This is a genomic window from Oceanicoccus sp. KOV_DT_Chl, from assembly GCF_900120175.1.
In the GTDB taxonomy this organism is placed as follows: Bacteria; Pseudomonadota; Gammaproteobacteria; order Pseudomonadales; family Dasaniaceae; genus Oceanicoccus.
In genome coordinates this window covers 734,184-754,074 of record NZ_FQLF01000002.1, presented here as the reverse complement: position 1 = coordinate 754,074, position 19,891 = coordinate 734,184, and the positions used below count along the sequence as shown (strand labels likewise).

The following is a 19,891-nucleotide window of genomic DNA, read 5'->3' as shown; positions in this document are numbered from 1 at the left end:
GCATTATCAGTTTACTCCTGTTCTAAATCTCCAGATAGAAAGTCATCGTAAATCGGGTTCCCTGCCATGGCTCTGTCTTCTTCCGCCCATGCGATAAAGTCTTTATTTTTACAGCTTTCCGAGCAGAACGGGCGATTGGGGTTGTCTGTTCGCCATTCGATGGCTGTCTTGCAGCTTGGGCAGGGAATCTTCTTTGTTGCTGTATTCATTGTTCGTTGCTCTTGGTTTTTGCGGCTGCTAGTAGCAAAAATTGTTGGTGCAGCGTTTCAACTTGTTGTTGCAGGTGTTCAATGCCTGCGGTGTTTTCAATCACATCGGTAGCTTTTGTCAGGCGTTGCTCGCGGCTTGCCTGGCTAGCCATAATACGTTGTACCTGTTCTGCATCATTACTGTCGCGTTTTATAGTGCGTTCGAGTTGGACCGATTCCGGTACGTCTATGACTAATAGACGGTCACAGATTATGTCCTGACCAGATTCAATTAATAAAGGCGATACAAATAGCGCGTATGGGCTAGCTACCTGATTAATGCTTCGAAATATTTCTTCGGCAATCAAGGGATGCAGTAAATTTTCCAGCCACTGTTTGTCTTCAGGATTGGCAAATATCTTCTGCCTTAAGCTGGCACGATCAAGGGATTGGTCGCTCAATAAAATATCAGCACCAAAATGGTCGGCGATTTGCTTGAGCGCTGGTGTACCCGGCTCAACAACGACTCTTGACGCGATATCTGCATCAATAATCTCGATACCAAGCTGGGCAAAATGATCAGAGGCGGCAGTTTTGCCGCTACCAATACCGCCTGTTAAACCAACGACAAACATAGAGATAGCTCATGGAGTGTAAGGCGGGGTAGTTTAACTTGAATGCGAGGGGTTTTTAAGCTTATTTGATACCGCTAATGCTCAAGTATGTGGTAATGATTTGATCACCCCAAAGAAAGGCAATCCAGCCAGCGGCAGCGAGATAAGGGCCGAAAGGTATCGCGGTGTTACGCCCTGCTTGCTGAGAGTCAGAATAATAGTGCCGACTACTGCTCCAACCAATGAGGATAATAATATGATGACCAATAAATATTGCCAACCCATCCATGCGCCCAGTGCCGCCAGTAATTTAAAGTCACCAAAGCCCATCCCTTCTTTACCGGTGAGTAATTTAAACAGCCAATAAACCGACCATAAACTTAGGTAGCCGCCAATAGCGCCCCATACGGCATCGTAGAGTGGCACGAATAGTCCAAAGCTGTTGATTAATAAACCGGCCCACAGTAATGGTAGTGTGATTTGATCAGGCAGTAGTTTGGTGTCGGCATCAATCATCGTCAGGCTGATTAAGCACCAGGTAAACAATAAGGCGGCTATAGTCTGCGCAGATGCGCCAAAGTGCAGAGCGATAATCACCGATAGAATACCGGTAATGGCTTCAATAATGGGGTAGCGTATGGATATTTTGGTATTACATTTGGCGCATTTTCCCTTGAGGAATAAAAAGCTGATAACAGGGATATTTTGCCAGGGTTTTATCGGGGCATCACAGCCTGGACAGTGTGATGCGGGATGTGCAAGATTAAAGGTGTCGGTCTCTAATGGGGTGTCTTCACTGTCTAATTCTAATATCAAACGGCATTCGCTTTTCCATTCGCGCTCCATCATTAGGGGGAGACGATAGATCACTACGTTTAGAAAACTACCTACCAAGAGGCCAATGACTAGTGTCATGCCTGCTAATAGAGCAGGCGAGGTCTGTAATACTTCAGCTATAGTCATCGGTTAAATCGCAGCGCCCATCATAAAGATTGGTAAGTACATAGCTACCATTAAGCCGCCAACCACTACACCTAAAAAGCTCATGATAATGGGTTCTAATAATGAAGTAAGATTGTCTACTGAGTTATCAACCGCATCCTCATAGTGTTGGGCTACTTTTTCCAGCATGTCATCGAGGGCGCCGGATTGTTCGCCAATGGCTACCATTTGTAGCAGCATATTGGGGAATAAATTTGTAGCTTTAATCGATGTATTTAATTGTTGCCCAGTCATCACATCTTCGCGAATACGTTTGATTGCAGAGGCATAGATGATGTTGCCGGCGGTGCCTGATACCGCCTCCAGTGCATCGATTAACGGCACACCCGCGGCGAAGGTTGTCGATAGGGTGCGGGCAAAACGAGCGATGATGGATTGAAAAATGATGTCGCCCACCACGGGTAGTTTTAATGAGAGTTTGTCGACGGCCAGCGCCACTTGAGGGGATCTGGTTCTGGCTTCTTTAAATAGGAAAACACTGGCCATGATCCCTATAAGAATGATTAGCCACCATTCCTGAACCAGCTCGGAAAGGCTTAATACCCACAAGGTAAAGGCCGGCAGTTCTGAACCAAAGCTAGCGAAGGATTCAGCAAATTGCGGAATAACTTTCACCAGCAGAATACCGGTTACGATGGTTGCGACAACCAGTACCGCGATAGGGTAGGTCATGGCTTTTTTAATTTTTGCTTTAAGGGCTTCGGTTTTTTCTTTGTACGTTGCAATACGCTCGAGCATGGTTTCTAAGGTACCGGATTGTTCACCGGATGCTACCAGGTTGCAATAGAGGTCATCAAAATGCTTTGGGTGTTTAGCGATTGAATTGGCAAAGCTGGTGCCCGATGCAACTTCGTTTTTAACGTTATTGACCAAGTCAGCCATGGAAGGATTGTCTAAACCATCGGCAACTATTTCAAAGCTTTGTACCAGTGGAACACCTGCTTTCATCATAGTAGCTAACTGACGAGTAAATACAGAAATATCACTAGGCTTTATCGGTTTTGCATTACTGAAAAGCGGTTTGGGCTTCTTCTTTACCGACTTGGGGTTGATGCCTTGCTTGCGTAGCTGCGCCTTAACCATTGTCTGGCTAATACCGCTACTTTCGCCTTTAGTGGGCCTGCCCTGTTTGTCGGTCCCTTGCCAAACATAGATGCTGGTTTTTGCTACTGTTGCCATAACTTAGTCCTTGGTCACCCGGTTTACTTCTTCCAGGCTAATTAAGCCTTGGGCTGCTTTCATTAATGCTGAACGACGCAGGTCATTAAAGCCCTGTTTACGAGCCTGATCTGCAATTTCGATGGAGTTTCCGCCTTCCATAATAATACGAGCAATCTCATCGGTAATGCGAACCACTTCATAAATACCCACTCGCCCTTTGCTACCGTTAGAGCATTTAGAGCATCCTACGGGCTTCATCAAGGTAGCGGTTTCTAAATCCTCTTCGGTAAATCCTTCTTTCAATAGTAAGTCTTTAGGTATCTCGGCGGGTTCTGCACAATTTGAGCACAGCCGTCTTGCCAGTCGTTGGGCAATGATAAGGCTAACGGATGTGGCGACGTTAAACGCTGGTACCCCCATATTCATTAAGCGGGTTATTGTTTCTGCAGCACTGTTGGTGTGCAAGGTCGACATCACCATGTGGCCAGTTTGTGCGGCTTTGATAGCTATCTCGGCTGTTTCCAGGTCGCGTATTTCCCCTACCATGATGACGTCCGGATCTTGACGTAAGAACGAGCGCAGCGCTTCAGCGAATGTTAAACCCACTTTGGGGTTTACATGGCACTGGTTAATCCCTTCCAGGTTAATTTCTACGGGGTCTTCCGCTGTGGAGATATTAATATCAGGCTCGTTGAGAATATTTAAGCCGGTGTAGAGGGACACTGTTTTACCACTACCCGTTGGGCCAGTAACCAATATCATGCCTTGTGGTTGCTTCAAGGCGTGCATAAACATTTCTTTTTGAACGGGCTCGTAACCCAGTGCGTCGATTCCCATTTGGGCGCTGCTGGGATCTAATATACGCAATACGATTTTTTCACCGAATAGTGTCGGCAATGTGTTAACCCGGAAGTCTATCGCCCTGTTTTTGGATAGCTTCATTTTAATCCGGCCATCTTGCGGCATGCGGCGCTCGGAGATGTCCATTTGCGACATAACTTTTAAACGAGCTGCTAACCTTCCTGCGAGTGACATAGGCGGTCGAGTCATTTCTTGTAGAATACCATCGGTACGAAATCGTACCCGATAAGATTTTTCATAGGGCTCAAAATGGATATCTGATGCACCGGTTTTAATAGCATCAATTAATACTTTATTAACAAATTTTACGATAGGGGTCTCGTCTATATCTCCACCGGTATCGTTCTCTTTAGCCCCGGTTTCATCTACCGCCTCTATGTCCAGGTCTTCCAGACCGTCTTCCAGATCATCGAAACCACCTAGAGGTTCGTCATTGGCATCAACGTATTTGGCAATCGCATCGCTGAGTAATTTTTCATCAACTAATACGGCATCGGTGTTAATGCCGGTATGGAATTTGATTTCATCGAGTGCGCGTAAATTGGTTGGATCTGAAACTGCGATAAATAGTCGGTTGCCCGACGGTAGAGAGGTAGTGTGTGGTGTTGCTGAATGAGCTTGATATCAACCAGGTCACGTGGCGACATTTCCATGTTGAATGCTGATAGGTCGAATAGCGGTGCTCCAAATTCATCAGAAGCGGCTTCTGCGATATGGGCGCTATCGCAGAGGTTTTCCGACACCAAATAAGAGACAAAAGGTGTTTTTCCAGAGCTGGCACTCTGGAATGCATTTTGAGCGGTTTCTTCGGTGAGTATATTGTCCCTGACCAGTCGACGGGCAAGGCCGCTAAGAGGAATCGCATTCATTGTTTTTGAGCCTGCAAAGAAAAACTTAAAAAATACAAAAAAGTAACTAACCCCTTGATTGTAGTTTAATTTCTACAACATGTTAGGGTTTGTGATTAATTTTAGTGGCGTTTGTGATGTATGGCGCAAGGAGTCTTTGCGAGAGGCAAATGAAGGTTGAGAAGTAGTAATAGCTATAAACAAAAATGCCCATACAAGGGTATGGGCATTTAGGTTGCTGCTCTGACGAGCAGCGCTTGGAGCACTAGAACAAGGGTATTAGTTGTTCATGTTAGGGCGGAATTTAGTCTCAAGAGTACCACCGTTGGCGCTGAAGCTAACATTACCTGCACCACTGATAGAGGCATCCAGGATAAGTGTTGTACCTGCTACATCAGCTGGGGCACTACCTGCACCTTTAAAGGTAATGGTGATATCGCCATTGGTCATTGCCGCTGAAGCCACAATACCTGAAGCATAGCTAGTCGCATTAGATGGTGCACCGAAGCGTGCAATATCAGTAAGTGCTGCTGGCAATGTTGCATTCAATGCAGCAAATTCCTGAATGGCTAACTGTAATGGGCGAATTGCGCTGATAGAAGTGGTTACTTCAGAACGCTGTGTGTAAACCTGATACTGTGGGATTGCTACTGAAGCCAGGATACCAATAATGGCAATAACGATCATCAGTTCGATTAGGGTGAAGCCCTGTTGTGTGTTTTTCATGGGTCGTTCCTCGTGGTTAAAGCAAAAAGGGTTAATTCGATAAATAGCGTAGTCGCTTTAGGCTCGTTCGCCAGTTAAAGAGAAAACTTTGTAGGCTATTCGCCGTTACTAAGTACATAGCATGGTCCGTGCCAATTTTAGGTTTTTTTTAACTCTTTGTTTTTTATGGAAAAAAAATAGGCTTAGGCTATTATCAAGCAGGCACGTAGTTTTCAAGTGAAGCTTTTTATGACTGATAATGACAGCTGGTGACAAATTTTGTCATCTGTTTGGTTTGTTGTTCGCGGTTTGAGTTATATAGATAGGTGGTTTAATTAAAATAATGCGCTTTTATCAAATCTGGCTAGCTCTGCTAATCGTCAGCTTCATTGTTTTCCTTGCTTTTGTACCTGGAATCACGGGAGCATTCATCTTCGATGACTTCAATAGCATTGTCCTTAATGAGCAATTGCGCGTTGATCAACTAAGTCTTGATGGTTTGCAGCAATGGCTTATGGCAGGTGACCCCGGTATTTTAGGGCGGCCTGTTTCCATGTTGAGTTTTGGTTTGAATTACTATTTAGCCGGTGATGTTGATCCAAAGGCCTTTAAGTTAGGCAATATACTCGTTCATGTAGTGACATTTATAGGTGTTTTTGGTCTAAGCCGGAGTCTGTTGCTGGTATTGGCAGTGCGAGGATTGGTAAAGCACGAAAAGGTATTTAGCCTGGCGATAATTATTGCCTTGATGTGGGCTCTAAATCCTTTGCAGGTGTCAAGTGTGCTTTATGTGGTGCAGCGGATGGCGATGCTGGCTGCACTGTTCAGTCTGTATGCGCTTTGGGTTTATGTTGAGTGGCGGCGTAGCGTGTTGTCGGCATGGTTGGCGGTTCCGCTTTTTTTATTACTTTCTGCACTGGCATTTTTAAGTAAAGAAAATGCTATTTTGCTGGCTGGCTTTATTCTTTTAATAGAAAGCTGGATATTTTCAAAAGAAAATGGGCCAGTCTATCGTCAAATAGTATTCAGTGCTGCTTTGGTTAGTTTTATTGCCCTGTTGTGCTACCTGCATTTTTACGCTGCCTGGTTTAGCAGTGGTTACTTGCAGCGAGACTTTAGTCAGTATGAACGATTGCTTACCCAGCTCAGAGTATTAACCCACTATCTACAGTGGATAATCATTCCGGATATAAGCCAGTATGGTTTCTTTCATGACGATATACTCAAATCAACCGCTTGGTTACGCCCTCAGACCACACTGCTGTCGGCGGTGTTTTGGTCGGTATTGTTGATTGTCGCTGGCATTTTCAGGGCTAAAAAGCCTTGGCTGGCATTTGGTGTGGGCTGGTTCTTGATGGGCCATGTGCTGGAATCCAGCTTTATCCCGTTAGAGATGGTGTTTGAGCACCGTAATTATTTGCCTAGCTTTGGCGTGATTTTCTGTCTGGTTTTGCTAGTTAGCAGTTCGCTCGGGCAGTCATCGGTAAGCGCTATTCAAAAGCCTCTAGTGGTGATTTGGTTGGTGGTATTAGCTGCAGCCACGTTGATGCGTTCCAGTGAGTGGGGTAACTACCATTTACAGTTACTTGCGGCTTCCGAGCGTCACCCCAATTCTGCTCGTACCCAATGGGAGATGGGGCGTTGGTATCTGACAGAGTATCAAAAAAGTGTCATTTTAAATCGTAGAGAACCCGCATTTTATGAAAAGGGTCTGGAGTATGCTGAGTATGCAATGGCAGCTGATCCCAGGTCGTCATTGGCTTTAATCGGGCTGGTGGCTACTCGTTGTGAAACAGGTGAGTCCATTGATGAGCGTTGGGTGGTAAGTTTGGAGGAGAGGTTAGTTTATCCTTATCGAGTAGAGAATCATCAAGGATTTAAAACTCTGGTTGATTGTGCGTTGCAGCGAACTGATGCAAAAGCATTAGAGCCTATTGTTGGACGAATATTTAATGCAGTGTTTTCCAACCCAAAGATCAGTGATTATTTATTGGCAGAATTAAAGTATGTATATGCTGAGTATGTGTATGCAAGAGGGGATATTAACAAAGCCTATACATTGTTTGAACAGTCGTTAGCACTTTATCCACTGGAAAGTACTTATACCCGATTAGTTGTGCATAGTTTGGAGTTGGGTAATAAAGATAAAGCGGAGTTATACCTTGCGGGGTACAAGTTAATCGTCAGTGATAGCGCTGAATCGAAAAAGCAAATTGAGTTGTTAAGTGAATATGTTGCTATATGTTGCGATAAAGGCATTAATTTTGATTTTAAAAAATCAGAAAAGTAGTTGACGATTTTATACAGAGTGCAGTGAATGAGTTTTAGTCTTAAAAATGAATCCGTATCGAGAAAGTATTTAGCTGCATATGCTGTTGGTTTGGCTGCGATTGTCGTGCTGGTAATGTACTCTGCGGTTAATGGCGATTTTGTTTTTGATGATCGGATAAATATTGAGCTTAATAAAGACATTCGCATAGAAAGTACCAGCTGGCAAAGCCTGATGCAGGGGTGGGATTCAGGGAAGACAGGAAATTTTGGCAGGCCGGTATCAATGCTGAGCTTTTCCTTGTCGTATTATTTTAGTGGCCTTTCTGCTCCTGCTTTTAAAATGGCCAATCTTGCTATTCATCTGCTCAATACGCTAGTCGTTGTTGTACTTTCAATATTACTGCTCCAGTTACAGGCAAAAAACAATGAATGGCTTACTCCGAAACGTATAACATTATTGGCGTTTAGTGTGGGTTTGCTCTGGGCTATCCATCCGCTACATATATCAACTATTTTTTATGTGGTTCAAAGGATGACCTTATTGTCAGGGATGTTCACGCTGTTAGGGTTGGTTTGTTATATCCGCTGGCGGCAGCAGTTAGAAAGTCCAGGCAAGAGGCAGTGGTTGTCCCCTGTTTTGATCGCCAGCTGTTTAGCGCTTGGCGTATTAAGTAAAGAAAATGCAATACTAATGCCGGTATTTTTTGTTCTCATCGAATACTACTTCTTTAATGATCAGCCTACATCACTACGTGAAAAGCGTTACCGGCAGTTTTTTTGGATTGTAACTGGTGCTGCCGTATTAGTGATCCTGTATTACCTGCAATTTGTTAAGTCATGGTTTGTTGATGGTTACCAAATGCGTCAGTTTACTCAATACGAGCGTTTGCTTACCGAGCCAAGAGTGCTTTGGTCATATTTGAACTGGATTGTGATACCTAATATTAGTCAGTATAGCTTGCATCATGATGATTTTAGATTTTCTACGGAGTTGTTTAAGCCTGTTTCTACTGTGATTTCAATTGTTGGTTTAGCGTTGTTAGTCTTGGCTGCGATAGTTTGCAGGAAAAAGTTTGTCTGGCTTGGCTTTGGCATCAGTTTTTTTATTATCGGGCATAGCCTTGAATCAAGTTTTATACCGTTGGAAATTATGTATGAGCATAGGAACTATTTGCCCTCGGTAGGGATTGTTTTAATCGTTGTAATGCTTGTAGCCGAGTTACTTAAAAGGAATTTAATAACATCTCAACGGGTTATTCTGATTGCGCTGCCGTTGTTAATGTTTACTGCGAGTATGACATTTCTCCGTGCGGCAGAATGGTCAACAGCGGCAGGACAGATGCAGGCAGATGCAGCAAGGCACCCTGATTCTGCGCGATCACAATGGGAGTTGGGGATGTTATATCTGCAAGCCTGTGAGGTAGAAATTCTAGCTGGGCGCGCGGCAGAAGCCGCAAGTTTATATCAGCAGGCGCTTAAACGTGCCAATCTGGCCGCCAAGGCAGATGCAGATTATGTGGCATCCTACTTGGGGTTATTAGTGTTTCATTCTCGTTATAATGAGATGTTTTCACCGCAAATAATGGCAGAGCTATTAAAGCGTTTGAAGAGTAATACGTATAGGGTGAGTACTGATAGCTATCTTAGCCAGCTGGTTGTTTGTTATCGTAATAGCGATTGTTATGCTAAGGCTGATGTGGTTGAGGCCATATTTTTGAATGTTTTGGATAATCAGTCCTTGAGTAATTGGGCGCGCTCGAATGTGTTAAGCGGCTACGGAATTTTTGAGTTCGAGCGTGGGCGTTCAGCAGAAAGTAAACAGTTGTTGCTGCAAGCAATGGCGATATCGCCTAATGCTAAAGGTTATATAGCTTTAGCAGATTTGGCTCTTCATTCACAAGAAGTTGATGAGGCCAGGGAATATTTAGCCATTATAAAAGGCTTTGCTAATGATAAATATTTAGAGGATATTGAGCGTTTATCGCTACAGATTAACAACTGCTGCGGTGAGTGAGTGCGGCCAACTGCTTAAGTGAATTTATATACGTCAAGGTGACCTAATGAAAGTGTCTGTTGTAATACCTGCAAAAAATGAAGCTGAATCATTGCTAGTACTTTTGCCGGCTATAAAAGTGGCCATGCCCATGGCTGAGCTCATCGTAGTTAATGATGGCTCGGATGATAATACCTCGGCGGTTTGTGAGACCTGCGAGGTTGTTGAGGTGCGGCATCCCTATAGCAAGGGTAATGGTGCAGCTATTAAATCAGGTGCTAAAAAAGCGACTGGCGACGTCATTGTTTTTATGGATGGTGATGGGCAGCATAAACCGAATGATATCCCTCGCTTATTGGCAGAGTTTGATAAGGGCTACGATATGGTTGTTGGGGCTCGTAATGATGGTTCGCAAGCCAGTGTTAGCCGTTTGGCAGGCAATAAAATTTATAATCGCCTTGCTACCTTTATGGTAGGGCATAAAGTAGAAGACCTGACTTCAGGCTTTAGAGCGGTGCGTAAAGATAAATTTCTGCAATTTATTTATATGTTGCCTAATGGGTTTTCTTACCCAACAACCATTACTATGAGCTTTTTTAGAGCTGGCTTTACGGTCAAGTATATTCCGATCGAAGCTGAAAAGCGTTTAGGTTCGAGTCATATTAATTTGCTTAGAGATGGAACCAAGTTTTTGCTAATAATATTTAAGGTTGGAACATTGTATTCGCCATTAAAAATATTCTTCCCCATATCGATAATGTTTTTTATAACAGGTGTTTGTTATTACGGATATACCTACACTACGATGGGGCGGTTTACTAATATGAGCGCGCTGCTTTTTATTAGTGCAATGCTGGTTTTTTTAATGGGGCTGGTCTCTGAACAAATAACGACTCTTCTCTATAAGGATGAAGAAAAGAATGCGTAGTGGCGGTAAGCAAAGTTATAAACGGGTTTAGGGTTTGGGTTTTTGAAAGTTAGTAATTGATAGTTGTTGGAGAAGTAGAAATGGCTTTTCAAAGCACGCGGCAGGACAACAATAAATTTTGAAAATCGAACGAATAAGACCCTATTTGAATAACACTCTCTGGCTGTTGGCCGAGAAAGTTGCTCGAATCACTATAGGCATTTTTCTTTTTGCATATATAGCGCGCTACTTGGGTCCTGAAAAATTTGGTTTGCTTAATTTTGCAGTTGTACTGGTGGCAGTAACCGAGCCGCTAATTGCATTAGGTTTAAACCGGATGTTAGTTCGGGATCTGGTCAGGTTTCCTGAGAAGCGTGATGAAATCATAGCGTCAGTTTTTGTTTGTAAACTTTTTGTGGCAGTAGTTTGTTTTTTATTGTTGCTTGTTGTTAGCCTGGTGTTGGGGGTGGGGCCGCCCGAGGCCCGGTTGCTTATAGTGGTTCTTGCTATTGGTAGCCTGTTTCGTGCATTCGATGTCATTGAGTTCTTTTTTCAGTCACAGGTCGCGGCCAAGTATTCCACAATCTACAAAAGCATTGCCTTTGTTACGGCGTCAGCTGTAAATCTGGTACTAGTATTTTTAGAAGCTGACCTTCTATATTTTGCAGCAGTTATTAGTGGTGAGTTAATGCTGGTGGGGTTGTTTGCGCTGATTGCCTATAGGCATGCACATCATAAGCTGTTATTCGGTCAGTTTAGTGTTGCAGCTAGCAAAAAAATGATCGCAGAATGTTGGCCTGAAGTTGTGGCAGGAGTAGGTACAATGCTTTGTATGCGTTTAGATCAGCTGATGCTAGAGGAGATGGTGGGTATTAAAGCGGTGGGGGTGTTCGCTACTGCGGCAAGATTATCTGACGCCTGGTACTTTATTCCTGCTGCAATTGTTAGTACAACCTTTCCCGCTATTATTGCCGTTAGAGCGACATCAGAACATGATTATATGCAGAGCTTGCAGAATCTATTCTTAATATTAGCGGCGATGAGTTATGCCATTGTATTGCCTACAATGTTACTTGCTCCTGTATTGATCGAGACACTTTTTGGGGAACAATATGTCGAAGCTGCTAGTATTTTAATGATTTATATCTGGTGTCTTCCTGCTGTAGCAATAGGTTTGTGTTCCGGCTCATGGATTTTTGCTGAAGGTAAAATTATATTGTCTTTGTACAGGATGCTGCTGGGTACAGTATGTAATGTGCTGTTAAATCTAGTGCTAATACCACTTTATGGAGGAATTGGAGCGGCAATGGCGACAGTAATATCACTGTTTGTCGCATTTTATTTATTCGATCTGTTTAATGCTGCAATGCGGCCTTTGTTTTTTATGAAAACAAGAGCGCTTTTTTTGCAAGGCTTAATAGGATATTTAAAGAGTTATTTACCTAAAGCTCCTTAGGAGTACGGAAAACGGTAAGCAGAATATTGGAATCGAGGGGTATGTTAAAGGGCATTATGATTGAAAGAGGAGTAAGTTTGAAAGTATTACAAATGCGAGTTGCCAGTTACGGAGATAGATGTGCGTTCAATTATTAATGCCGTCGAAGATATTGTTCGTTCTTATCAGTCCAAGCCATGGCCTTTGGTGAAGCCCCGTGTCATTCAATTTCCGGTGAATGATATCTGTAATGCCCGCTGTCAAATGTGTGAAATATGGAAGCAAAAACTTGATACCCAGATAAGTGTTGAGCAGCTTTCCGATGCCTTAAAGAATGATTTATTTACCGATGTTCGAAGTGTCGGGCTCAATGGTGGTGAGCCAACCTTAAGGAAAGATTTGCCTGAGTTGGTTGAGGTGCTCTATAAAAATCTCCCGCAGTTAAAAACCATCAGCTTGATTACAAATGCGCTGGTGTCTAAAAAAGTCATAGCCAGTATCGATGCTGTAGGTGAAATGGCGCAGCGTTACGCTGGGAATCTGGATGTGATGATTTCTTTGGATGGTGTGGGTGATGTGCATGACTTGGTGCGTGGCAGGCCAGGAAATTTTGAAAATGCCGAGAAAGTTCTGGCGCATGCTAAACATTCCCGTGCGGTTGCAAGCTATCAATTGGCATGTACTGTTATTAAAGATAATGTCTACGGACTGTATGATTTACTTGATTACGCGATTGCCCAAGATGTGCATATCAAGTATCGCTTGGCGGTGCCACACCAGCGATTGTATACCGACAATGTCACCGAGCCATTTGCGCTTAATTTTCAAGAGAAATACGATTTATGTATTTTTCTGGAGAATTTGATTCAGGAATATGAGGAGTCAGAGCCCCAGCGTTTCTTTTATCGTTCGCTTATTGATCAGATCATGTACCAAGAGCCACGTAAGGCAGGGTGTAACTGGCAGCATCGTGGTATTACCCTCTCTGCGCGTGGTGAACTTATGTACTGCGCTGTTGAAAGTGATGTGCTGGGAAGTGTCATCGATCAAGATAGCTCGCAACTGTATTTTTCTAATGCGCCACACTTACACGAAATACTGCAGAGTAAATGTGATAATTGTAAACACGATTACGGTGGCATTCCGCCAGGAAATGAATTTTTAAAACAGTGTACGATCGAGGTGGCTGATCGACTAGGGTTGCCCTTGCGAAAATTTATTAAAGGCGAGGCACTGGTGCCAATAGGTCAGGTGCTACGGCAAGCGAAATTATTAAAGCAGCAAAAGAACTATGGCTTAGATAAGGTTGATCCAAAACCCGCACAGACATTTTCACTGCTTTCCAAAGATGAACCCAGACAAGTGATGATTTGTGGATGGTACGGTACAGAGACGCTGGGAGATAAAGCGATTCTTGGTGGGGTTGTGCACAGCCTGTGTCAAACATTGCCGGATGTTGAGATATGCCTGGTAAGTTTAGATCCTTATATATCTGATTTTACCTGCCAGCAAATGCCGGAGTTGTCAGGCATTAAGGTAATCCATTTGCAAGAGGCCCTAACTCAAGTATCTCAGATGGATTTGTTGTTATTTGGAGGCGGTCCATTGATGGCGGTGAATGCCATATTGGATATGTTGGCATTGTTTCAGCGCGCGGCTTGTGCGCAGGTGCCTACAATTTTATCGGGGTGTGGCGTTGGTCCCTTGGGCAGCAAATTACATAACCGATATATTGAGCGTATTCTTTCGTTGTCATCCATACGTTTATATCGTGATGAAAAATCAAAAGCCGCTGCCGCAGCGCTAGGCGTTAATACCCGTGATGATATTGTTACTGAAGATCCTGCGCATGTGTGGCTGAGATCCCGAAAGTCCGCTGTGAACAAGGTTGATACCGGTGAAAAATATTTGATACTTGGTCTTAGGGAATGGCCTCATCAGCAGTATTCCAATTATTCAGAGCAGCAGGCGCGGGTATTAAAGAAACAATATGAAGAGCAGTTGTTGCTTGCATTAGGTCTATTGGTAAAGGATGATCCGAAGTTGCGAATTATTCCTTTTCCAATGTGTACTAATCATCATGGTGGTGATGATCGCTGGTATTATCGGCGTTTATTTTCCGGAAATAATCCGCTGGTTGATAGCTTTAAAGATTGTCTTGATACTTTTTATTTGACCCACGAGGTTGAGCCCCAACAAGCCTGCACTTTATTTGCTGGCGCTGATGCCGTGTTGGCTATGCGATTTCACTCTATGGTTTTTGCTATAGAAATGCAAAGCCCGGTATTGGTTCTTGATTATACCTTGGGCCAAGGTAAAGTCAGTACTTTGGCTAAGCGAATGAAAATTCCTCATTTGTCACTTGAAGAAATTACCGCACAAAATATAGCAGATGAACTTAAAGCCATGCTCAGTGGTATAAATCCCTCTCCAGTTATACCACTAGAAAAAGACTTTAGTAGTGATTTTCAGCAGGCCTTATTACGCTTACAGGTAAAGGCCGGGTGAAACCTAATAGTTTCGGTGAAAAATGTGGTGTTTGATATTGTGAGAAGCTTGATTCATTTTTTGGTAATTGAGAATAAATATTCAGATGAAAGCAGTTGATTTAAAAGTTTTGGTGGTGTCACAGGCGGATGTTCATGGCGGGGCTGCTCGCGCTGCCTATCGTTTACACCGGGCTTTACTTCAGCGTGGTGTGCAATCCCAAATGCTGGTAGCTAAAAAAATGAGCGGTGATTATTCTGTACTGGGGCCCGATTCCAATCCTGCTAATACATGGGCAGATTTGAGGAATTATTTAAGTTTACCCCTGCACTGGTTGCATGATGCAGTTAATCGTAATTTACATTCCTACAATATTTTTCCTAGTGGTTTACATAAGAAAATTAATGCGATGGATGTGGATGTAGTCAACCTGCATTGGATCAACCGGGAAATGATGTCGGTTGCTGAAATAGCTAAAATTCACCACCCAATTGTCTGGACGTTGCATGATATGTGGGCTTTTTGTGGGGCTGAACATTATGATGACCTTGCCCAGCCAGAACGCTATAAGGCGGGATACCCGGCTTCCCAATCTCACCGGGGAAGATTTGACCTTGATCGCTGGGTTTGGCAACGTAAATTCAAACACTGGAGTAAAAAGCCGTTTAATTTTGTGACGCCCAGTGTGTGGCTAGCGCAGTGTGTAGAGCAGAGTGCTTTACTGCGTAATCATAAGGTGCGATCTATTCCTAACTGTATTGATCTTGAATTATTTCGACCCATCGATAAAAAATTGCTAGAAATCTATTAGGCTTATCTTTAGAAAAGCGTTACTTGTTGTTTGGTGCATTATCGAGCACAGCGGATGAACGTAAAGGTTTTTCACAGCTTTTAACTGCCCTTAATCGTTTAACGCTTCAAGCTGATGATGTTGAATTATTAATTGTTGGTGCCACTCAGCCATCGGAGGCGAGTGAGTTTTCACTGCCTGTACATTATCTTGGGACTTTTAATGATGAACTGACCATGGCGCTGGTTTATTCCGCGGCAGATATCTTTGTAGCACCTTCATTACAAGATAATCTGCCGAATACAGTAATGGAGGCGATGGCCTGCGGTACGCCGTGTGTGGCTTTCAATACCGGTGGCTTCCCCGATATGATTGAGCATCATCATAATGGGGCTTTGGCAGAGTGTTTTTCTGCAGCGTCGTTGGCTAGCGAAATTGCTTGGACGCTTGAAGAAGCAACGCGTTCTCAATTGGGTGAGCAGGCAAGAAAAAGCGTAGAGCAAAAATATAGTGCTGATGCGGTTGTTGAACAGTATTTGAATCTGTTTGAAAGCTGTGTAATTGACGGTTAATCAGTGAGAATTATCTGTTTGTCCAAGCGCAGCCCTCTGTCCCGTGATTTATGGGAACGTCCTTATGGTCGATTCTTTAATTTGGCCAAGGGTTTGGCCGAGGCGGGTCATGAAGTTCATTTAGTATTGCTTAATTACAAGCGACAAATTGAGTTTACGCAACAGCGTGACGGGATTATCTGGCACTCGGTCAATTTATTGCCGAACCCTCTTGCTTATTATTCTTTTGTTAAAACGCTTGCAGAAGAAGCTCATACGGATTGGCTGCTAGGCTTTTCCGATACCTATTTTGGTATTTGTGCTGTTAGTGTCGCGGGTAGTGTTGGCGCTCGTTCTTTAATAGATGCTTACGATAATTATGAAAGCTACATACCTTGGTTAAAACCATTGCATTGGCTTTGGCGGCGGGCGTTAAAACGTGCGTCTGCACTCACTGCCGCAGGCCCTGGTTTGCTAGATAAAATTTCAGTAGATCGACCACGTGATGCTGATAATGCACAAGTGATAGCGATGGCTGCGGACCCGATGTTTTGTGCTGGAAATAAGCATGCTGCGCGCGAGCACTTGCGGCTGCCTAAGGATAAAGTATTAATAGGGTATTGCGGCAGTATATTTTCCAGTCGAGGTATTAGCGTTTTATTTGAGGCTTTCCATTCGCTGGCCGCCAGGAACCCAGCGGTTGATTTTGTGTTAACTGGCAGAAAGAATCTTGAATTGAATGTGCCGGAAAATACACATTGGTTAGGTTATCTCGAAGACAAGAGTATGGTAGATGTGTTTCGCAGTTTAGATGTTCTGGTTGCAGTAAATGAAGATAGTAGCTTTGGTAATTACAGTTATCCGGTAAAGATTTATGAGGCTTTAGCCTCGGGTACGCCGGTGCTGGCAAGTGCGACAGCTTCCACGAAATATGTGCTGGAGGATTACCCTGAGGCATTATTTGCAGCAGGTAGTAGTGAAGCGTTGCAGCAGCAGCTAGAGGCTTTTATTACTCGGCCCTATTCTGTGCAGAGTAAAGGCTCTGGCTGGGATGAACAGGTGAGGTGTTTGGAGTCTTTGCTAACAAAAGCTAATTGATTGTATATTTTTCTCGGTGTTTAAGGGGTTTAGAGTAAGAAGTTGATAGCAAAATGGGTTGGAATTATTGCAGAGTTTTTTCGAGGTTTTTTTGTTGGAAAAGAGTAAGAGAAAAATTGGGTCGGTTTCTATAGTTGAAATGACGACAACATATCCTTTGAGTCCAGAGGATTGTCAGCCTGATTTTATTCAGAGCCTTTGTCTTCGTCTAGCAGAAAATATTAATGTGAACGTTCTCGCTCCATCATCTTCGCTAATGAATAAACATGTTGATACTGATGTTGGTCTGGTGAAGGTCGTTTATTATCGATATTTTTTTAAAGGTCTAGAGCAGCTTTGCTATGGTGCCGGTATTAATGCCAATATAAAGGAAAAACCATGGCGTTTATTGCTAGTTCCTTTGTTGTTGGCAGGGCAGCTGCTTGCGCTGAGTAAGATGACTAGAAATAGCAATATCGATCTCCTGCATGCTCATTGGATAATACCTCAAGGCTTGGTAGCTGTTATCTATAAGAAGATTTTCAAAGCAAAAGAGAAAATACTGATTACTGCCCACGGTGGTGATTTGTATAGTTTAAAAAGCAATTTATTAGTGAAATTAAAATGTTGGGTTCTTAATAATGCAGATCATATAACCGTGGTGAGTAGTCCAATGCAAAGCTATTGTATAAACCAGCTAGGTATTGAAGCTAATAAACTATCAGTATTGCCAATGGGGGTGGATATAGCCGGGCGTTTTTCCATTAAGCAGCCAGTTTTACGTGCTAGCAATGCCATGATTTTTGTTGGCCGGCTGGTAGATAAGAAAGGTGTCGCAACTCTGTTGAAGGCATTGGCTGAGCTGGGCAGGGATGATTGGAGCCTCAAAATTATTGGTGATGGGCCGTTAATGCCTTTGCTTGTTGATTTATGTAGAAAATTAAACCTTGATACAAAGGTTGAATTTCTTGGGGCAGTTCACAATACACTGATAGCTGATTATTTATATGCGGCTGATATCGCAGTGATGCCATTTGAAATAGCTAACGATGGTGATCAGGAGGGCTTGGGTTTGACGACTGTAGAGGCGATGGCTTGTGGTTGCGCTGTTGTGGTTGCAGATTTACCTGTGGTGGCTGATGTCGTTACTGATGGCGTAGACGGATTGCTCTTTCAGTCTTCTAATCAAGCGAGTTTGCGACAAACGTTAAATAGATTGTTAGCTGATCAGGATTTAAAAGCTCGCTTACAAGCGGCTTCACGTGCTTCTGTTTTGGCGCGGTTTGATTGGCAGACTATAGGAAATCAATATGCTGATTTAATCGAGAATATGTGCCGTAAATAAATTTATTAATTAGTTCGTTGGTTTCTCGCTTTACCCAACCCGCATTGACAAATCCACCGCCCGGCAGTCTTTGGTCAGCACCCCAATAGAAATATAATCCACTCCTGTATTTGCGTACATTAGTAATGTGTCGGTGGTAATGCCGCCGCTGGCTTCGAGTTTGGCCTTGCCGCTGTTTAAGACAACGGCTTCTTTCATCAGTGATTCAGTGAAATTATCCAGCATTACGATATCGGCACCGGCATCAAGCGCTTGGGTTAATTCATCCAGGTTTTCGACCTCGACTTCGACAGGTTTATTGGGTTCCTGCTCTTTAGCCGTGGCGATGGCCTGAGCTATACCGCCGCAGGCAGCAATATGATTTTCTTTGATTAGGAAGGCATCATAGAGTCCGATCCTATGGTTGTAGCATCCTCCTTGGGTGACTGCGTATTTTTGGGCGTTACGTAAGCCGGGGATGGTTTTGCGGGTGTCTAACAGTTTTACTTTGGTGGCTTTAACAATATTGGCGTAGCGTTGGCAGGTCGTGGCTGTGCCAGACAATAGCTGTAGGAAGTTAAGGGCGGCACGTTCACCAGTTAGCAGGCTTCTGGCTAATCCGGATAATTCAAACAGGGTTTGGTTGGCTTCGACTTGCGCGCCATCCTCGGCATGCCACTTTATCTGTACATTGGGGTCAATTTGCCGAAACACTTCATTGACCCATGCCTGGCCACATAATATCGCTGCTTCCCGGGTGATTACTCTAGCGGTCGCCTGTTGCTCGGCAGGAATCAGGCGCGCGGTGATGTCGCCGTCACCAATATCTTCTTGTAGGGCGCGCTTGACAGTAATTTCGAGGTCCTGTTGGGCGTAGGCAGGGAGGGTGTTAGCTTGGCTCATGGATATGCTTTCATGTTGGTCGTGGGTTTCGAGTGGCTATTAGCTTGCGCGGGGCATTCTATCAGCTTTTCTATTGTCTAAGAATAAGTGCGTCGCCGCGCTGGGCAAATTCAATTTCCCGTAATGCGCTCATGCCTAGCAATACCATATTATCGCGCATGCCCGGGTTGATGCTGGCACGAATGCGGTAAAGTTTGATGCCGCCAATTTGTACACTATCAAGCTCTGTATTGGCTACAGTTACCGTACCGTTCGCAGTATTGGCAAGCTGTTTTCTACCAGCAACCAGGCCAATGCTTGCGGCTAGTTTGCTGGGAATCACTACGTCAGTGGCGCCAGTGTCCAGCAGGAAGACGACTTTGTGGCCGTTGATAAAGCCATTGGTGACATAGTGATGCTGCCGGTTGGGCATCAGGATGACTTCAGTGATGCCGGTGCTGCTGATTTCGCTTAGCGGCTGTTGATTAGGGTTAACTTGTTCGTCTATCCAGCCATCAAAAAAGGTGATCAGCATGGCTAGCAAAACCAGCCAGGCCAGAATAAACATGGCGAGGCCCATTCTTTTAGGGGTATTGCTTGCATTCGGTTCGGTAGGAGTACTCATTAATGTAGGTTTGGTGCCTGACTGATCAAATGGTCGATATTGTACTAAGATTATATGTAGAGAGGGCAAACTGTGACTGAATTCTCGAACTTTACATACAGTCATAACAGCTGCTTGCTGATTGTTATACTATCAGACCAAAGCACTCTCGATTAGGTCTTTATTCAACC

Annotated in this window: 15 protein-coding genes and 2 pseudogenes; 9 read left to right on the top strand and 8 right to left on the bottom strand. The window is 43.8% G+C overall.

The window, feature by feature from the left end; translation table 11 throughout:
* Positions 1 to 11: 11 nt before the first annotated feature.
* The 6 genes and pseudogenes from UNITIG_RS07170 to UNITIG_RS24150 all read right to left on the bottom strand — a co-directional run bounded on the left by UNITIG_RS07170 (position 12) and on the right by UNITIG_RS24150 (position 5,400).
* A complete protein-coding gene (locus tag UNITIG_RS07170) occupies positions 12 to 209 on the bottom strand; it encodes a DNA gyrase inhibitor YacG (RefSeq protein ID WP_101757765.1) in 198 nt (65 codons plus the stop codon).
* A complete protein-coding gene (gene coaE, locus UNITIG_RS07165; protein WP_101757764.1) occupies positions 206 to 823 on the bottom strand; it encodes a dephospho-CoA kinase in 618 nt (205 codons plus the stop codon). The genes UNITIG_RS07170 and coaE overlap by 4 nt, the downstream gene beginning before the upstream one ends.
* 61 nt (positions 824 to 884) lie before the next feature.
* A pseudogene (locus tag UNITIG_RS07160) lies at positions 885 to 1,765 on the bottom strand (A24 family peptidase).
* A gap of 3 nt (positions 1,766 to 1,768) precedes the next feature.
* The gene (locus UNITIG_RS07155) at positions 1,769 to 2,983 is read right to left on the bottom strand and encodes a type II secretion system F family protein (RefSeq protein WP_101757763.1); all 1,215 of its coding nucleotides are present in this window, start codon (positions 2,981 to 2,983) and stop codon (positions 1,769 to 1,771) included.
* A gap of 3 nt (positions 2,984 to 2,986) precedes the next feature.
* Positions 2,987 to 4,695, bottom strand: a pseudogene (pilB, locus tag UNITIG_RS07150) (type IV-A pilus assembly ATPase PilB).
* 258 nt (positions 4,696 to 4,953) lie between these two features.
* Positions 4,954 to 5,400 (bottom strand): pilin, encoded by a 447-nt coding sequence (locus UNITIG_RS24150; RefSeq protein WP_101757762.1) that lies wholly within the window; start codon positions 5,398 to 5,400, stop codon positions 4,954 to 4,956.
* Between the two features lie 322 nt (positions 5,401 to 5,722).
* On the opposite strand from UNITIG_RS24150, the gene UNITIG_RS07140 reads away from it, so the two are divergent.
* From UNITIG_RS07140 to UNITIG_RS07100, 9 genes are all read left to right on the top strand, one after another.
* Positions 5,723 to 7,669, top strand: coding sequence for a hypothetical protein (locus tag UNITIG_RS07140; protein WP_101757761.1), 1,947 nt, complete (start codon positions 5,723 to 5,725; stop codon positions 7,667 to 7,669).
* Between the two features lie 27 nt (positions 7,670 to 7,696).
* The gene (locus UNITIG_RS07135) at positions 7,697 to 9,664 is read left to right on the top strand and encodes a tetratricopeptide repeat protein (RefSeq protein WP_101757760.1); all 1,968 of its coding nucleotides are present in this window, start codon (positions 7,697 to 7,699) and stop codon (positions 9,662 to 9,664) included.
* Between the two features lie 46 nt (positions 9,665 to 9,710).
* Positions 9,711 to 10,571 (top strand): glycosyltransferase family 2 protein, encoded by an 861-nt coding sequence (locus UNITIG_RS07130; RefSeq protein ID WP_101757759.1) that lies wholly within the window; start codon positions 9,711 to 9,713, stop codon positions 10,569 to 10,571.
* Positions 10,572 to 10,689: 118 nt separating this feature from the next.
* Positions 10,690 to 12,006, top strand: coding sequence for a flippase (locus UNITIG_RS07125; protein ID WP_101757758.1), 1,317 nt, complete (start codon positions 10,690 to 10,692; stop codon positions 12,004 to 12,006).
* Between the two features lie 120 nt (positions 12,007 to 12,126).
* Positions 12,127 to 14,493: a polysaccharide pyruvyl transferase family protein gene (locus UNITIG_RS07120; protein WP_101757757.1), complete on the top strand. Its 2,367-nt coding sequence runs from the start codon at positions 12,127 to 12,129 to the stop codon at positions 14,491 to 14,493.
* An 85-nt stretch (positions 14,494 to 14,578) separates the two neighbouring features.
* Positions 14,579 to 15,283 carry a glycosyltransferase gene (locus UNITIG_RS07115; protein ID WP_101757756.1) on the top strand — a complete coding sequence of 235 codons (705 nt, stop codon included), beginning with the start codon at positions 14,579 to 14,581 and terminating at the stop codon, positions 15,281 to 15,283.
* Between the two features lie 23 nt (positions 15,284 to 15,306).
* Positions 15,307 to 15,834 carry a glycosyltransferase gene (locus tag UNITIG_RS07110; protein ID WP_159931116.1) on the top strand — a complete coding sequence of 176 codons (528 nt, stop codon included), beginning with the start codon at positions 15,307 to 15,309 and terminating at the stop codon, positions 15,832 to 15,834.
* A gap of 3 nt (positions 15,835 to 15,837) precedes the next feature.
* On the top strand, positions 15,838 to 16,911 hold the full coding sequence (locus tag UNITIG_RS07105) for a glycosyltransferase family 4 protein (RefSeq protein WP_145999116.1): 1,074 nt from the start codon (positions 15,838 to 15,840) through the stop codon (positions 16,909 to 16,911).
* A 94-nt stretch (positions 16,912 to 17,005) separates the two neighbouring features.
* Positions 17,006 to 18,235, top strand: coding sequence for a glycosyltransferase family 4 protein (locus tag UNITIG_RS07100; protein ID WP_145999115.1), 1,230 nt, complete (start codon positions 17,006 to 17,008; stop codon positions 18,233 to 18,235).
* Between the two features lie 30 nt (positions 18,236 to 18,265).
* Here UNITIG_RS07100 and nadC read toward each other — a convergent pair whose 3' ends face one another.
* Together nadC and UNITIG_RS07090 are read right to left on the bottom strand one after the other, a co-directional pair.
* On the bottom strand, positions 18,266 to 19,117 hold the full coding sequence (gene nadC, locus UNITIG_RS07095) for a carboxylating nicotinate-nucleotide diphosphorylase (RefSeq protein WP_101757752.1): 852 nt from the start codon (positions 19,115 to 19,117) through the stop codon (positions 18,266 to 18,268).
* 70 nt (positions 19,118 to 19,187) lie between these two features.
* Positions 19,188 to 19,721 carry a TIGR02281 family clan AA aspartic protease gene (locus UNITIG_RS07090; protein ID WP_235015300.1) on the bottom strand — a complete coding sequence of 178 codons (534 nt, stop codon included), beginning with the start codon at positions 19,719 to 19,721 and terminating at the stop codon, positions 19,188 to 19,190.
* Positions 19,722 to 19,891 lie beyond the last annotated feature (170 nt).

Excerpts from the sequence above, each read along its gene's own strand:
- UNITIG_RS07170 (WP_101757765.1), bottom strand. The coding sequence starts at position 209 with ATGAATACAGCAACAAAGAAGATTCCCTGCCCAAGCTGCAAGACAGCC.
- coaE (WP_101757764.1), bottom strand. The coding sequence starts at position 823 with ATGTTTGTCGTTGGTTTAACAGGCGGTATTGGTAGCGGCAAAACTGCC.
- UNITIG_RS07155 (WP_101757763.1), bottom strand. The coding sequence starts at position 2,983 with ATGGCAACAGTAGCAAAAACCAGCATCTATGTTTGGCAAGGGACCGAC.
- UNITIG_RS24150 (WP_101757762.1), bottom strand. The coding sequence starts at position 5,400 with ATGAAAAACACACAACAGGGCTTCACCCTAATCGAACTGATGATCGTT.
- UNITIG_RS07140 (WP_101757761.1), top strand. The coding sequence starts at position 5,723 with ATGCGCTTTTATCAAATCTGGCTAGCTCTGCTAATCGTCAGCTTCATT.
- UNITIG_RS07135 (WP_101757760.1), top strand. The coding sequence starts at position 7,697 with ATGAGTTTTAGTCTTAAAAATGAATCCGTATCGAGAAAGTATTTAGCT.
- UNITIG_RS07130 (WP_101757759.1), top strand. The coding sequence starts at position 9,711 with ATGAAAGTGTCTGTTGTAATACCTGCAAAAAATGAAGCTGAATCATTG.
- UNITIG_RS07115 (WP_101757756.1), top strand. The coding sequence starts at position 14,579 with ATGAAAGCAGTTGATTTAAAAGTTTTGGTGGTGTCACAGGCGGATGTT.
- nadC (WP_101757752.1), bottom strand. The coding sequence starts at position 19,117 with ATGAGCCAAGCTAACACCCTCCCTGCCTACGCCCAACAGGACCTCGAA.
- UNITIG_RS07090 (WP_235015300.1), bottom strand. The coding sequence starts at position 19,721 with ATGAGTACTCCTACCGAACCGAATGCAAGCAATACCCCTAAAAGAATG.